Below are 14,045 nucleotides of genomic sequence, written 5' to 3'. Positions count from 1 at the left end.
GAACTCATGGCACATATCAAGGCACTCACCCGAGCCAACGGTAAAGCGGCATACGAAGTCCGCTGGCGCGACGGCGGCAGGCACCGGCAACGTACCTTCACCGTCAAACGCGACGCCGAACGCTTCGCCCTAACGGTCGAAAACGACCTTGCGCAAGGGGCTTCCACCGCACCGCTCGTGAAAAACTCGAAGACCTTCCGCCAAGTAACCGAGGAATGCCTCGCGGCTGACCGGCCACGGCTAAAGCAGAAAACGATGGAGGGGTACGAAACGACGTATGCCGTCCATGTGCACCCCGTTTTCGGTAACCGGCGCATAGGGACTATCACTAGTCAGGATGTCGAGAAATTTATCGCGGTGCTGCGGGCAAAGCCAACGCCTGGTGGCCGTATGCGGTCCGAAAGCTCGGTGCGCGGCGTGTTCCTCGCACTCCAAAAAGTATTCACCTACGCCCTCCGGCACCGGCTGATATCTCACAGCCCGATGGACGCCCTAAGCAAGCCCAAGCTCGGCGCATACGAGGCCAACTTTCTGACGTTGGACGAAGCCAACGCGATAGCGGCTCGCCTGGATGCCTTCGACCCTTACGGGCTGATCGTCCGGTTCGCCGTATGGACGGGGCTGCGTTCCGGCGAGTTGGGTGCGCTACGCATTCGCGATATAGACCTCCTGCACAAGGAAGTGAGGGTGGGACGGACGATGACTTGGGTCAAGGAAGGGTGGATCACCACGCCGCCGAAGTCCGAACGGTCCCGGCGCACTGTTCCTCTACTCAACGACGATCTGATCCGCGATCTAACGGACTATCTCGCTGCCCACCCGTACCGCACAAATCCTGACGCCGGGTTGTGGCCCGGGAAGGTCAAAGGCCACCCATTGGCGACGTTTGACCGTGCTTTCGATCCCAAGGGCTTCTACCGGTACAACTTCAAGCCCGTAGCCTCCGAACTTGGCCACCCAACGCTCAAGTTCCACGAACTGCGGCACTCCTTCGCTTCCCTCATGGTCAGCTACGGAGTATCTATGTTCGAACTATCCCGGCTGATGGGGCATAGCTCCATAACCGTCACAGACGGCACTTACGCCCACATGTACAAAAAGGACTACTCCGACCTACGACGGTGCATTGCCGCGACCCTGCTCACCAATCCTGCGACGGAAGGACGAGCGCTGTGACCGCATGATCTCCCAGTACGGACCCTTGTGCGCGTGCGTGTCATTGAGAGGCGGCGTCAGGCTTCCGACGATCTCCTTCTCCACTGCTTCAGCATCGGCCGCGGAGTCTGTCACCACATATGAAACCCGAATGAATTTCATGAGCCATTCGGTAAGGCGCCCATCAGCTTCCTCAGAGAGACTGAACTTGCCAGCTTTAGGGCTGACCTCTGCACCAGAAAGCAAATCCAATTCATTCATCAAAAGCGGACAGAGGGACCGACGCGGCGCTGACCAGCGCGTCTCGTAAAGATGCATTTCGTAGAAGCGCTTTTCCAGCCCGTTGGGCGCGGACCCTACGTACAGCGGCGCGGAGAAATCTACTGATGGAAAGTCCTTGGGCCAGTAGGGCCGCAGAGACCCTTCTTCATCCCACCACGCATAGACAGCAGGTTTATGCATCCCGGTTACAGAGTTCAAGCGTTGGCGCTGGCTCCCAATCAGCTCTTTCTGCACAGCTCGCCAAATCGTCATGAGGCCAACGCTCGCGAGTGTTCAGCTCTATGCCAAGCGAAATACTTCTCGTTATGTGATCCGAAGTTAGCAACATGACGGCCGGCCAGCGCGCGGACGTGCTCCAGTAGGGCCGGAGTTGGTGTCTCTCTGGGACCCGCTAACAGTCGGCCGTCAGCGTCCACGCTGATGAAGCCTCTCTCGAATAAGGCGTCGCACCCCAGCGCGCATGCAGCCATCACTACATGCTGGTCAACACGTTCTGACTTAGAACATTGCGCACGCCTCTTTATATGTGAAGTGACTAGTAGAACCGTGGGAAGAAGCCGCCCACAAATTGCACAATCGGCTTCCTTCTTCCCCTTGAATAGCAAGTTCTTCAGCTGGTGATGTTCGGCGCGCGTCTTGACGGTGATTTCGCCGTCGGGCCCAACGAGGATTACAGTCTGGAGGTTCTGCGCTTCACCGAGTGGAGGTTCGTCGTAAAGGGCATCTTCAGGGTCTGCAACGAGGCCCGCATTGCGCATGATCCAGACACCGACTTCGTCGGATAGATCAAAGAAGTATCCGAGGTTCACTGACCCAAATCGGTCGAAGGGAGAACCGTAGCCGGAGTTGCTTTGCCGGAACTCCTTCGGAAGACTCTCCAGAGTCAAGGCGACGTCCAATACTTCGTAAGCGAGCTTCAGTTCTCTACCAGATTGGGTCCACTCGCCGCCGGAATGCGGATTGGAAGCCAGCTGGGAACCCGCCAACACACGGCTTATCGCTCGGATCTGACCCTCTGCGTAGTGCACGACGATATCGTCGGGTTTCGCAAGGTCCATGCGCTCCCAATGGTGCTGCTTCCGGCCGGTCTCTGTCAGTAGGGGTGCCCATGCAATCCCCAGCTCGGATTCACGTGCATAGCTACGTCCCTGGTTTACCCACCAGAACTTCGTCATGTACTCCTCCAATGCCGTCACTTAGCCGCAACGCTCTTACTTTTGGTTTAGACCAACCCCATGCTGGGACTCAGGCCGTGGTCAACCCACTCTGACGCCAGTTCAGCATTGCTTCGTTCAAGACGTTGTTTATCAGACTTTCAATAAAAATAACGGTTTCTTCCCGCGCCACAACGTACTTTGTAGGATGCCCGCAACGATTTCGAAGGTTCAACTTCTCAGTCAGAAGCAACCGCGCATTCTTATTGAACACGCCAGCATCCTCACAAATGAGGAAGAAGTTGCTGTCCGATATATACAGAAGGTCATCACGTTTCTTTACCTTCTTATAGTTATTCCCGGTACCGAACCGCGCCACGTTGGCTGCCTCGAAAGCTTTGATGCCTCCCTGGTGTGACTCAATGGCCTGGTATAGATGCTCCATCACGGCAGACCAAACCATGAGTACGGAACCTCGATAGCAGCGGTTCTCATAGCAGTCCACGGCCTCATCCAAGTAGTCCCGGTACTCAGGTCTGCTCTTCCTCGCAGTCTCGCGTAGGGAGTGTAGGGCCTCGGCCGGGTTCTGTCGTGAAACGTCGCTGACCGGGATCGCATAAGCCTCCTGCAACGACCGGAGAGCGCTGATGCGTCGGACGAAGCCTTGCTCAGTCGTCGACATGCTTGTCGAGCACGTACCGTGCCATGTTCCTGAAGATTTCCCTGACAGTATCGGCAGTCGCGTCGGCCGCGATGTGGATCTCAACGTTGACATGTACGCTCGGGCTTGCACTCACGCTGACAGTTGGTGGGACCGCTGGCGCTGCATTGGGCGAGGAGCTTGTAACGACTGGGTTGCTCGGCTCCTCATCGGCTGGCGCGACCGAATCAACTTGTTCGTCAACCTCGCCAGCTGGATCTTCGTCACTCCTCATATCGAGGAAGCTAGATATCTGGTCCAGAGAAGTAGTGAATCTTGTTTCCTTGCCGCCTCGTCCGATAGTCAACGCGCCGAGGTTGGCAGCATCGGCAACTCGAAAAAAGAAGACTGCGCCGTCCTTAAGTCGAGCACCGTTGACTTCGCCGACTGTATCTTTGTGATGAGCCTGCCAATACTGACCCACCTCAACTGCTGTCACTGCTGATCTTGAACCGAAATGAAGCCACTCAACGGTTGATCGATATAGTTCGCTATGAAGGATCCCTTCCCGAAGTGTGACAAGGCGGTCTCCGTTCTGGAAACGCATTCCATTCTCAGTGGCCTTCAAATTTGTGCCATCTCGGTCGAGCAGCCTGAGATAGACCATGGCTCCGACCTTGCGGTCATCTAGAAGCTTAGAGTCGAGTGATTTCTTAGCTTTCTCCACCGCAACCCAACCGATTTGCCGGCTCATGAAGGACAAGACTGCCTCTATGTCCTCAATACGAGTGGCTATTGGAATCATGTTTGCCCCCAGTGCTTGCTTTTTGATTGAATCCCGTTCATTATCGCCGACGGCCTGAAGGGGAATGTCCTCGAAATGTATCGGTACGGTCACATTTCGGGTTGTCGCCGGACGACTGCCCCCACTGCAAACCATCCGACTAAGGTCGCTGCGAGCATGACGTGGGTCTGACCTTGTTGGACGGTTGGAGAAACTGCGTTTTGATCTACGTGTCGATAATGTTGTCCAGCCCATAAGGTCTGCATCATGTTGTAGATTGTTTCGTTCGCTGGGGCCTTCTCACCGTCTACACGCAGGCCATGAAACCAGTCTCCCTGATCGCGAAGGTATGCGACGGCATTCCCGAGTGAAGGTCGAGGATGATTGGGGCAGATTATCGGTGTCGCTGCCCTCTCCACCGCCTTCACTGCGAAATCCATAGCTTCAGCCGGCTTGGGGTCAACACCGAAAGCGTATCCCCATGCCTTTGCCAACAGTGGTCCTGCATCGTTAGCGCTGTCGATGACGTCCTGCGCTACTCGCTCAATTCCTTCTGGCAACCGGATTGCAATCCGCGGTGTCATAGTCGACAGAGAGACTTGATACTTCGAGAGTGATCTATCCAAAGTTCGCTGTAGTTTGCCCGCTTCCGCAGAGTCCAACGCCATGCGACTCAGCAAAAAGTCCGTGACTCGAAAAACGACAGCCTCTCCCTCTGCGAAGAGGCGGTGCACAAACCTATCGAGCTCGACATATCCGGTTGCGGGCGCACGAAAGTCGCGGCGAAGCGCTGTTTGAATCTCGTGAACCAAGTCGAGGTTGACATAGTCCACATTCGTGACCACCATCGACGGCCATTTCAGTTGTCGTCTCAACCATGCCCTAAGCGGCGCGTCCATTTCCGGAGGAATTCCCTCGCGAATGATGCTACGCGCCGCAATCTCTTCCTCAGTCGCGTCGAACGGAACGAAAGTCATATTCACATCATGGCAGGCGCGACTGACCCTTTCAGTCAAAGAGTTCGCGCGGGAGGGGTTTTGGAGGGGATGCTACACCGCGGACAAACGAGAACCGCCCAGTGCCTGGGCTACTTCCCAGTGCTCGGGCGGTTCTAATGGAGCCCCCTGCCGGATTCGAACCGGCGACCCCCTGTTTACAAGACAGGTGCTCTGGCCAACTGAGCTAAGGAGGCGGACTGGCTGAGCCAGTCGCCGTCGTCGTAAGTGAACTTTCAACGGCGCTACACAAGATTAGCCCAGCGCCGCGGTCGGCGGGAAATCAGTGGGCTTGGAAATTCTCAGTTCCTGGCTTCGACCTTCTCCCGGGTGACCGTTGCAAAGTCGCTCACCGCGTCCGGTACCTCCTCACCGTCGACGAACACAGTGGGAGTGCCGCTGACCCCGTAGGTTTCGGCTGCCTGGGTTCCGAACTTCACCCACGGTCGGAAAGTATTGTCATCGAGGCAGGCCGTGATGTCCCCGGCGCCGGCAGTTGTGGCCATCTCCGCGAGTTCCGCATCGGACAGTTCGCCGTTCTCGAAATTGCCGAACAGTGCCGTTGAGAAATCCCAGTAGGCCAGCGGCGAGCTATCCGCAACGCAAGCCAGGGCGGCAGCACCCCTGGAGGAATAGTCCGTCTGCGAGTTGGGGTCGAGGTACGCAACGTTCCGGTACTCGAAAGTGATGGCGCCCTCATCGAGCCAGGTTTGTATCTGCTCCGCGTGAGTGCGCTCGAAGTTGGCACAGTGCACGCAGTTCACGTCGATGTAGGCCACAACCTGCACCGGCTCGTCAGCACTGGTCGCAGCCACACCGGGCGGCGGCCCCGCTGGGCTGGGCGCTTCCTCCGGCAGTGTGGCGACGTCGACGGTGTCCACGGTGGTGGGCGCAAGCTCGGTCGTGGACGTCAGTGCGATCCCGCCGTACTCGTTGCCATGTTCAGGGGCCGGACCTGCATCGGGGACCTCGTTGCGCATGTTCCCGGCGACGATGAGACCGACGATCACGAGAATGGCAACGACCGCCGCCACAACTCCCCACTTGATGAGGAAGGATGCCCGCTGCTGCCGCGCCTCCATCTCCTGCCGCGCCTCCGACTTCCGCTGGGCCTTGCTGGGTCTGGGATTACTGGGCGTCATCAGTCCTCGTTGTTCACATCGGTTCCGTCTTCAACCCACTTTAGGCGACGTAGCTGAGCGCTTCCCCGCCGCGCGGCCGCGCCGCCCAACCAGCTAAAGTCATAAGTAGGCCTACCATCGTCAGGGAGACAGTATGCAATCAGGTGACACAACGTACGGTGAGTTCGAGTTCATTGTCGTGTCCAACCGGCTTCCGGTTGATCGCGTGACCGACGACGACGGCAACGGCACCTGGCGGCGGTCACCCGGCGGGCTGGTCACCGCGCTGGCTCCCGTCATGGAGAAGGCCGACGGCGCGTGGGTGGGGTGGCATGGTGCTGCTGACGAGACCCTCGAAGCCTTCGACCACACTGACATCCGGCTCGTTCCCGTCCCCCTGAGCGAAGATGAAGTCGAGTTCTACTATGAAGGCTTTTCGAACGCCACGCTCTGGCCGCTGTACCACGACGTCATAGCCCCGCCCGAGTTCCACCGCCACTGGTGGGATTCATACCGGAAGGTCAACGAGCGCTTTGCAGCGGCGACCGCAGCCGTAGCAGCCGAAGGCGCCACCGTGTGGGTGCAGGATTACCAACTCCAGCTCGTTCCCAAGCTCCTCCGCGAAGCCCGACCGGATCTGAAGATCGGTTTCTTCAACCACATTCCTTTCCCTCCGCTGGAGATCTATGCGCAACTCCCGTGGCGCCGCCAGGTCATCGAAGGCCTGCTCGGCGCCGACCTGATCGGCTTCCAACGGCCGAGCGATGCCAGCAACTTCCTGCGCTGCGTGCGCCGCTTCCTTGGGCTCGCGGTCCGTCAGCAGCAGGTGCAGGTGAAGGGCGCGGACGGTGCACCTGACTACGTATCGCGGGCCGAGGCCTTCCCGATCTCCATCGACGTGCAGCGCATCGTCGACCTGGCGAACCGCCCGGACATCATCGAACGCTCCCAGGAAATCCGCCGTGAACTCGGGAATCCCAAGCACATCCTGCTCGGCGTTGACCGCCTCGACTACACCAAGGGCATCGGTCACCGCCTGAAAGCATACGAGGAACTCCTCGCCGACGGCATGGTCCAGGTCGAGGACGCTGCGCTCATTCAGGTGGCAAGCCCCAGCCGGGAACGGGTGGAACAGTATCGGCTGCTCCGCGAAGAGGTGGAAGGCGCCGTCGGACGCATCAACGGCACCTACGACACCATCGCCAACACAGCCATCCGCTACCTCCACCACAGCTACCCCGTGGAGGAGATGGTCGCGCTGTACCTGGCTGCCGACGTCATGCTTGTGACCGCGCTGCGCGACGGCATGAACCTGGTCGCGAAAGAGTACGTCGCGGCGCGGACGGGCAACCGCGGCGCGCTGGTGCTCAGCGAGTTCGCCGGGGCGGCAGACACGCTGCGTCAGGCCATTCTGGTCAACCCACACGATATCGACGGGCTCAAGAGTGCCATTCTCGCCGCGCTCGAGATGACCCCGTCCGAGGCAAGCCGCCGCATGCGGACCATGCGGCGCCAAGTGCTGCAGAACGACGTCGAACGCTGGTCAAAGGCGTTCCTCTCCGAACTGCAGAACGGCACCCGGGAGGAACTCCTTGTCTGAATCGCTGAGCCCAGAACTGCTTTCCGCGCTGGCGACGGCGGCCGCCACGGACACGCTGCTGATCGCCCTCGACTTCGACGGCACCATGTCGCCGTTGGTTGACCGTGCGGAGGATGCCCGCGCACTGCCCGGATCTGCGGCAGCTCTGCGTGAACTGGCGCAACTTCCACGCACGACGACGGCGCTCATCTCCGGGCGCGCGCTGGACAGCCTGCGCCTGGTTGCCTCCCCCGAACCGGAAACCCTGCTCATCGGCAGCCACGGCGCCGAAACCTGGACCGGCCCCGACGGTGCGCCACTCGAGCTGACTCCTTCACAAGCCGAGATACTCCGAAATGCCACCGATGCCATTCGGAAGGTTGTCGATGCCCACCCCGGCACGCTGCTGGAACTGAAACCGGCCGGCGTCGTTCTCCATACCAGGACCGCTGATGCCGAGACGGCCGAGTCAGCTGCTTCGGTTGCGCGCACCGAACTGTCCTCGTTGGAAGGTGTCCACCTGAGCCACGGCAAGAATGTCCTTGAGCTGTCCGTTGTGCAGGCTGACAAGGGCAAAGGCTTGCGGTCACTGCGCGAGTTGACGGGCGCCACCGCCGTCGTTTTTGCCGGTGATGATGTCACCGACGAGCATGCCTTCAACATCCTCACCGCACCGGATGTCGGTATCAAGGTCGGCGACGGGCAGACGGCTGCGCCCTACCGGATCACCTCTCCGGAACAGCTCGTTGAGGTGCTGCAGGAGTTGGTCACGTTACGCGGTGCTGGCGCCTTTGCCTGACTTCGTGCCATACTCTCTTCTTGTGACCCAGTTCACGGTAGGTCGAACTCGGCCTGCGAACTGAATCGCTCCAATTGAATATTTCCATTCACTACGGATCGTCGGGCACGTACCTGCCCGTGAAAAGGATAAGAAAAAAATGGCAACGGTAACGTTTGACCAGGCTACGCGCCTGTACCCGGGCACCGAAAAGCCCGCTGTAGACAAGCTCAACATCGAGATCGCAGACGGCGAATTCCTCGTTCTCGTCGGACCCTCCGGTTGCGGAAAGTCCACCTCACTCCGCATGCTGGCCGGCCTGGAAGACGTCAACTCCGGCCGCATCCTCATCGGTGACCGCGACGTCACCGACGTTCCCCCGAAAGACCGCGACATCGCGATGGTGTTCCAGAACTACGCGCTGTACCCTCACATGTCCGTTGCCGACAACATGGGCTTCGCACTGAAGATCGCAGGCATCTCCAAGGAAGAGCGTGCCCAGCGGGTCCGCGAAGCCGCGAAGCTTCTCGACCTCGAGGACTACCTCGACCGCAAGCCAAAGGCTCTCTCCGGCGGTCAGCGCCAGCGTGTTGCAATGGGCCGCGCAATCGTGCGTAACCCGCAGGTCTTCCTCATGGATGAGCCGCTGTCGAACCTCGACGCCAAGCTCCGCGTTCAGACCCGTACGCAGATCGCTTCGCTGACCCGCCGCCTCGGTGTCACCACCGTGTACGTCACCCACGATCAGGTTGAGGCCATGACCATGGGTGACCGTGTCGCAGTCCTGAAGGACGGCATCCTCCAGCAGGTCGACACCCCGCGCAACCTGTACGAGCGCCCGAAGAATGTCTTCGTTGCCGGCTTCATCGGCTCCCCGGCCATGAACCTGCTCGAGCTGCCCACCACGGAGGCCGGCGTACAGTTCGGTGACACCACCTACCCGATTCCCCGCGATGTCCTGGGCAACGCACACGGCAGCACCGTGACTCTGGGTGTCCGTCCCGAAGACCTGGGCCTCGTCGGCGCCGGTGAAGGCTTGCGGGTTGAGGTTGACGTCGTCGAGGAACTCGGCGCTGACGCATACCTTTACGGACACACCTCGCTCAACGGCCAGGATCACGACATCGTGGCACGCGTCGACGGACGCCGCCCTCCGAGGAAGGGCGACACCGTGTACGTGCGGCCGGTGAAGGGTCACACGCACCTGTTCGACACCAAGGACGGGCTCCGCCTGGCTGACCACGTGTAACATCCCGCCCTCTTAGCGGTTCGGTAAACATCCCGCGATGGCCCCTTTCGGTTGACGGTAAACTCAACCGAAAGGGGCCACCGTCGTTTTTAGGACAGATAAAATCACCATGACTGATTCGAACCAGGCCAATTGGCATCACGAGCCAACGGACTACGATCAGGCCGGCAAGTTGCCCCGGACCCGCAGCGCACTCGACGAAGGCTCGCTGGGATCGCTCAACATCACCGCAGCGGCGACCGACCCCGAGTTGCTCGACCTGCCGTGGCACCTCGCGCTTGAAGAATGGCCCTCTGAGTACCTCGCCGCGCTTCCTCGAGGCATCTCCCGGCACATCGTGCGTTTCGCACATCTGGGTGGATCCGTGATCGCCGTGAAGGAGACCAGTGAGCACATCGCCCGGCACGAGTACCACATGCTCCGCAAGCTACAGCGCCTGGATGTACCGTGCGTGGAGCCGGTGGCCGTCATCTCCGGCCGGAAGACGCTCGATGGCGAGGAACTGAATCCAGTCCTGGTAACGCGCCACTTGAAGTTCTCTATGCCGTATCGCGCACTGTTCTCCCAGATGCTGCGGAAGGACACCCTGACGCGACTGATCGACGCCCAGGCGCTGCTCCTTGTCCGTCTTCACCTGATCGGTTTCTACTGGGGCGACGTGTCGCTGTCCAACACCCTCTTCAGGCGCGACGCCGGGGCTTTCGCCGCCTACCTTGTGGACGCCGAGACCGGCGAGTTGTACCCCGAGCTGTCCACGGGCCAGCGTGAATACGACCTTGAGATTGCACGCGTCAACATCGCCGGTGAGCTGATGGACCTCGCCGAGGGCGGGCTCATCGAGGAGAAGGTGGATCCGCTGGCTACCAGTGAGCTCATCATGGACAGCTACCGCCGCCTGTGGACCGAGCTTACGGAGCAGGAGTCCTTCGAGCTGGGCGAACGCTGGCGCGTCAATGCCAGAATCCGTCGCCTGAACGAGCTCGGATTCGACGTCGAGGAGTACGCGATCAAGACCGTCTCCGAGACTTCCCAGATCCAGCTGCAGCCGAAAGTGGTCGACGCCGGGCACCACAGCCGCCGCCTCATCCGCCTCACCGGCATCGACGCGCAGGAAAACCAGGCGCGGCGCCTGCTCAACGACATGGACGCGTACCGGGCAGACAACTCCCCCGACCTGGACGAGGAGATCAGCGCGCACCAGTGGTTCTCCCACGTCTTCGAACCGATCGTCCGCGCGGTCCCCCGAGAGCTGGGCGGGAAGCTTGAGCCTGCGGAGGTGGTTCACGAGGTGCTGGAGCACCGCTGGTACATGTCCGAGAAGCAGGACCGCAACGTTCCGCTCGCCGAAGCCGTGCAGTCCTATCTTGACTCCGTCCTGCGGCACCGTCGCGACGAAGCCGCGATTATGCTGACCGCCGACACCAATACGCTGAACATCATCAGCGGCGGGGCGCAGGAAGGAAGTTAGACCGGCTCTCGCTCTAACAACACAAGAGAAAAGCGTCCGCGGTTCAGGGCTTGTGCCCCGATCCGCGAACGCTTTTTCTTTGAAGTATCGCTGACTTGGTCCGTGCTCGCTACGGGTTCAGCTGGCTGCAGTCAATCTGCTGACCTTGGAACTCGTGAACACCGGGACCCGCGGATTGGCAGAACTCGATTACTTCCTGCGAGAAAGGAATGAGCGCGATCAGGCCAATGATGGCGATGATGCCTGTGATGACTCCGATCGCGCCGATGATGATGCCGGCGAGGGCGAAACCGTTGCCCATCCCGGCCTTCCGCGACTTCACCATTGCGATGATGGAAATGATCAGGCCGACAATGGAGATGGGCCAGATGATGGCGCAGATCAGCCCAACGATGCCGAGGGTCTTCCCGGGGTTCTCTGCCGGCTGGCCGTAACCGCCGCCGTATCCGCCCGGCGTCGCGTAGGGCGAACCCTGCGCCTGCCCGTAACCAGAGGGAGACTGCTGGCCGTAGGGCTGCCCGTAGCCGGGGGGCTGCTGGCCCTGGGGCTCGTTCGACGACGTCGGCTGCTGCCACTGCTGTCCGGCCGGGTAGCGGGAGGAGTCGTCCTGGCCGCCGTTCTGGCCCGGCTGACCGGTGGTGTTGTCTGACACGGTATTTCCCCATTTCTCAGGTGTGACGCCACTGGCCCCTGCCGCGGCGCTGGCTGATTTCAGTCTATCCGCAGGACACAACCGTAGTAGGTAGGAGCCACCGTCGCCCATGGTTGCCTGTCAGGGTATCGCCTTGCCCGGGTTGAGGATTCCGGCGGGGTCGAACACCTCTCTGATCCGCCGTTGCAGGTCCAGAACCTCCGGGCCCTGCTCCCAGGGGAGCCACCGCAGTTTGTACTGCCCGACTCCGTGTTCCCCGGTGATGGTTCCACCGAGCGCCAGAGCAACCCGCACCGATTCGTCCAGTGCCCGGTGAAGTCTCTCGACCCCTGACTCGCCCTCCTCTCGAGAGACCCAGAATGTGGGGTGAAGGTTTCCGTCTCCGGCGTGGGCAACGAGGCGGAGACGCACACGGTGCTCGCGCGCGATCCGCTCGAGTTCGGCAGCGTAGTGGACGAGCTGGGAGCGCGGGACAGCCACGTCCTCACCGACCCGGAAGTCGTCGTCGACGCCGTCACCCCTGGCATTACGGCGCAGGTCGAGGAGCATCCCCGCTTCCGTATCGTCTTCCGCCTCCACCGTGGCACCCGCCTGGGCAAGCACCTTGCGCACGACGACGGCTTCCGCCTCCGCACCGAAACCGTCGGTCTGAACGAGCAGGAGAGCACCACCTCTGGCAGCGAGGTTCGAATTGAATGCTGTATCAAGGATGCGCAGTGTGTTGCCGTCGAGGAGTTCCAGGATGGCCGGCTGAACGCGCGCCGCGCCGATGGCCAGGACGCCGGCGGCTGCTGCCGGGAGGTCTGGGAAGAAGGCAGCGAGGGTACGCGTTTCGACAGGGAGGTACTTCAGGCGCACCGTGATTCCGACGACGATGCCCAGCGTCCCCTCGGACCCCACGAAGAGGGCGGTCAGGTCGTATCCGGCTACCCCTTTGAAGGTCGCGTGTCCGGTGTGAATGAGCGTGCCGTCGGCCAGCACGACGTCGAGGGCCAGTACGGAATCGCGGGTCACCCCGTACTTCGCGCAGCGCAGGCCGCCTGCATTCGTTGCGACGTTGCCGCCCAACGTGGAGATCGTATGGCTCGCTGGATCAGGTGCGTACATCAGGCCGTGTGGCGCGACGGCGATATTGAGGTCAGCATTAATTACTCCAGGCTCGACGACGGCGAGCTCGTCCTGCGGGCGTACCTCAAGAATGCGGTTCATTCGTTCGAGGCTGAGCACGATGCACCCCGGCACGGCATGCGCACCGCCCGAAAGGCTGGTGCCTGTCCCCCTCGCGACGACAGGAACACCCCATCGCTGTGCACACCGCATAACGTGCTGCACCTCCGCGGTGCTCTCCGCCAGCACGACGACGGCCGGCTCGGCGGGCTCCGCTACGGGGCCCTGGTCGCGCGAGTAGCTTCTGAGAGCGTCGCCGTCGGTCAGCACCCGGGACCGTTCCATCTTGGCGACAAGTTCTGTGACCAGGGTAGGAGCCTTGGGACGATCGGCGTCTGCTGTCATGCCGAGCCTCCCATGAAGCGTCTGTAGGACGCCAGCACGGCCGACCATTTGGGAGCGGCAGCGAACTGTTCATGACCGAGCTCCCCGGTGGCCCAGCCATCATGGACGACGCTGACGCGCGTACCCGCGCCGTCGGAAGTGAACGACACTGCGACATGGCTCGAGAGATTGGGATTGCCCTGATGGTGCCACGCAAGCTGTAGATCTGCCACCGACGGCGTTCCAAGGAGGGTTGCCCACAAAGAAGAGTTTCCGGAAGCGTCCTCCTCGACGAGCTCGCCGTCAGTGAACTCCGGGTGGGTTCCCTCTCCGAAGCGGGTCTGGTCTGCAGGCCACCATAGGTGGATCCCATCAGTGAAACCGGCGAAGGAATCGTCCGCAGTCTGGGGAACAGTCACCTCGGCTTTGAGTGACCCAGGAGGGGTACCGGAAGCAGCGTCGGCCGGGCCGGCGTCGCCATGGGAAAAGAGGCTGTCCATAGTGCGACTTTAGTGTGGTTGGTGGGGTGTGGTTAAACGGGAAGGGCCTCACCATCCTGGTGAGGCCCTTGCCTTGAGTGTTGTCCGGCGGTGTCCTACTCTCCCACACTCTCTCGGGTGCAGTACCATCGGCGCTGTGGGTCTTAGCTTCCGGGTTCGGAATGGGACCGGGCGTTTCCCCCACGCTATGACCGCCG

14 protein-coding genes, 1 tRNA gene and 1 rRNA gene are annotated in these 14,045 nt (G+C 60.9%); 5 read left to right on the top strand and 11 right to left on the bottom strand.

Annotated elements, in window-relative coordinates:
• The first annotated feature begins 6 nt into the window (after positions 1–6).
• Positions 7–1,176 carry a tyrosine-type recombinase/integrase gene (locus AC4D1W_RS00080; protein WP_490897339.1) on the top strand — a complete coding sequence of 390 codons (1,170 nt, stop codon included), beginning with the start codon at positions 7–9 and terminating at the stop codon, positions 1,174–1,176.
• On the opposite strand, the gene AC4D1W_RS00075 is transcribed toward AC4D1W_RS00080, so the two are convergent.
• The 7 genes from AC4D1W_RS00075 to AC4D1W_RS00045 form a co-directional block, all read right to left on the bottom strand.
• The gene (locus AC4D1W_RS00075) at positions 1,114–1,689 is read right to left on the bottom strand and encodes a GIY-YIG nuclease family protein (RefSeq protein ID WP_490897338.1); all 576 of its coding nucleotides are present in this window, start codon (positions 1,687–1,689) and stop codon (positions 1,114–1,116) included. The two genes, AC4D1W_RS00080 and AC4D1W_RS00075, sit on opposite strands and share 63 nt — an antisense overlap.
• A complete protein-coding gene (locus AC4D1W_RS00070; RefSeq protein WP_490897337.1) occupies positions 1,686–2,612 on the bottom strand; it encodes a hypothetical protein in 927 nt (308 codons plus the stop codon). The genes AC4D1W_RS00075 and AC4D1W_RS00070 overlap by 4 nt, the downstream gene beginning before the upstream one ends.
• A gap of 70 nt (positions 2,613–2,682) precedes the next feature.
• Complete coding sequence (locus AC4D1W_RS00065; protein WP_490897336.1) at positions 2,683–3,273, bottom strand: hypothetical protein; 591 nt, start codon at positions 3,271–3,273, stop codon at positions 2,683–2,685.
• The gene (locus AC4D1W_RS00060; RefSeq protein ID WP_490897335.1) at positions 3,260–4,129 is read right to left on the bottom strand and encodes a hypothetical protein; all 870 of its coding nucleotides are present in this window, start codon (positions 4,127–4,129) and stop codon (positions 3,260–3,262) included. Before AC4D1W_RS00060 ends, AC4D1W_RS00065 begins: the two co-directional genes overlap by 14 nt.
• A complete protein-coding gene (locus AC4D1W_RS00055) occupies positions 4,126–4,992 on the bottom strand; it encodes a hypothetical protein (RefSeq protein WP_490897334.1) in 867 nt (288 codons plus the stop codon). Before AC4D1W_RS00055 ends, AC4D1W_RS00060 begins: the two co-directional genes overlap by 4 nt.
• A gap of 138 nt (positions 4,993–5,130) precedes the next feature.
• Positions 5,131–5,207: transfer RNA gene (locus AC4D1W_RS00050), tRNA-Thr, on the bottom strand.
• 105 nt (positions 5,208–5,312) lie between these two features.
• Entirely contained in the window at positions 5,313–6,152 is an 840-nt protein-coding gene (locus AC4D1W_RS00045; RefSeq protein WP_490897333.1) for a DsbA family protein, read from the bottom strand.
• 133 nt (positions 6,153–6,285) lie between these two features.
• Here AC4D1W_RS00045 and otsA point away from each other — a divergent pair, with 133 nt between their 5' ends.
• The 4 genes from otsA to AC4D1W_RS00025 all read left to right on the top strand — a co-directional run bounded on the left by otsA (position 6,286) and on the right by AC4D1W_RS00025 (position 11,205).
• On the top strand, positions 6,286–7,731 hold the full coding sequence (otsA, locus tag AC4D1W_RS00040) for an alpha,alpha-trehalose-phosphate synthase (UDP-forming) (RefSeq protein WP_490897332.1): 1,446 nt from the start codon (positions 6,286–6,288) through the stop codon (positions 7,729–7,731).
• On the top strand, positions 7,724–8,509 hold the full coding sequence (otsB, locus tag AC4D1W_RS00035; protein WP_490897331.1) for a trehalose-phosphatase: 786 nt from the start codon (positions 7,724–7,726) through the stop codon (positions 8,507–8,509). The genes otsA and otsB overlap by 8 nt, the downstream gene beginning before the upstream one ends.
• 139 nt (positions 8,510–8,648) lie before the next feature.
• A complete protein-coding gene (locus tag AC4D1W_RS00030) occupies positions 8,649–9,737 on the top strand; it encodes an ABC transporter ATP-binding protein (protein WP_490897330.1) in 1,089 nt (362 codons plus the stop codon).
• Between the two features lie 109 nt (positions 9,738–9,846).
• Positions 9,847–11,205 (top strand): DUF4032 domain-containing protein, encoded by a 1,359-nt coding sequence (locus tag AC4D1W_RS00025; RefSeq protein ID WP_490897329.1) that lies wholly within the window; start codon positions 9,847–9,849, stop codon positions 11,203–11,205.
• A gap of 109 nt (positions 11,206–11,314) precedes the next feature.
• Here AC4D1W_RS00025 and AC4D1W_RS00020 read toward each other — a convergent pair whose 3' ends face one another.
• The 4 genes from AC4D1W_RS00020 to rrf form a co-directional block, all read right to left on the bottom strand.
• On the bottom strand, positions 11,315–11,857 hold the full coding sequence (locus tag AC4D1W_RS00020) for a hypothetical protein (RefSeq protein WP_490892084.1): 543 nt from the start codon (positions 11,855–11,857) through the stop codon (positions 11,315–11,317).
• Positions 11,858–11,977: 120 nt separating this feature from the next.
• On the bottom strand, positions 11,978–13,369 hold the full coding sequence (locus AC4D1W_RS00015; protein WP_490897328.1) for an FAD-binding oxidoreductase: 1,392 nt from the start codon (positions 13,367–13,369) through the stop codon (positions 11,978–11,980).
• The gene (locus AC4D1W_RS00010) at positions 13,366–13,848 is read right to left on the bottom strand and encodes an SRPBCC family protein (RefSeq protein WP_490897327.1); all 483 of its coding nucleotides are present in this window, start codon (positions 13,846–13,848) and stop codon (positions 13,366–13,368) included. Before AC4D1W_RS00010 ends, AC4D1W_RS00015 begins: the two co-directional genes overlap by 4 nt.
• An 82-nt stretch (positions 13,849–13,930) precedes the next feature.
• Positions 13,931–14,045, bottom strand: a 5S ribosomal RNA gene (gene rrf / locus AC4D1W_RS00005); the annotation flags it as partial.

The organism is Arthrobacter sp. TJ-170 (assembly GCF_058269305.1).
The sequence above is the reverse complement of the archived record's forward strand: the minus strand, read 5'-3'. Positions and strand labels throughout refer to the sequence as shown.

Coding starts and splice junctions, on each gene's coding strand:
- AC4D1W_RS00080 (WP_490897339.1), top strand. CDS start 7: ATGGCACATATCAAGGCACTCACCCGAGCCAACGGTAAAGCGGCATAC.
- AC4D1W_RS00075 (WP_490897338.1), bottom strand. CDS start 1,689: ATGACGATTTGGCGAGCTGTGCAGAAAGAGCTGATTGGGAGCCAGCGC.
- AC4D1W_RS00070 (WP_490897337.1), bottom strand. CDS start 2,612: ATGACGAAGTTCTGGTGGGTAAACCAGGGACGTAGCTATGCACGTGAA.
- AC4D1W_RS00065 (WP_490897336.1), bottom strand. CDS start 3,273: ATGTCGACGACTGAGCAAGGCTTCGTCCGACGCATCAGCGCTCTCCGG.
- AC4D1W_RS00055 (WP_490897334.1), bottom strand. CDS start 4,992: ATGACTTTCGTTCCGTTCGACGCGACTGAGGAAGAGATTGCGGCGCGT.
- AC4D1W_RS00045 (WP_490897333.1), bottom strand. CDS start 6,152: ATGACGCCCAGTAATCCCAGACCCAGCAAGGCCCAGCGGAAGTCGGAG.
- otsA (WP_490897332.1), top strand. CDS start 6,286: ATGCAATCAGGTGACACAACGTACGGTGAGTTCGAGTTCATTGTCGTG.
- AC4D1W_RS00030 (WP_490897330.1), top strand. CDS start 8,649: ATGGCAACGGTAACGTTTGACCAGGCTACGCGCCTGTACCCGGGCACC.
- AC4D1W_RS00025 (WP_490897329.1), top strand. CDS start 9,847: ATGACTGATTCGAACCAGGCCAATTGGCATCACGAGCCAACGGACTAC.
- AC4D1W_RS00015 (WP_490897328.1), bottom strand. CDS start 13,369: ATGACAGCAGACGCCGATCGTCCCAAGGCTCCTACCCTGGTCACAGAA.
- AC4D1W_RS00010 (WP_490897327.1), bottom strand. CDS start 13,848: ATGGACAGCCTCTTTTCCCATGGCGACGCCGGCCCGGCCGACGCTGCT.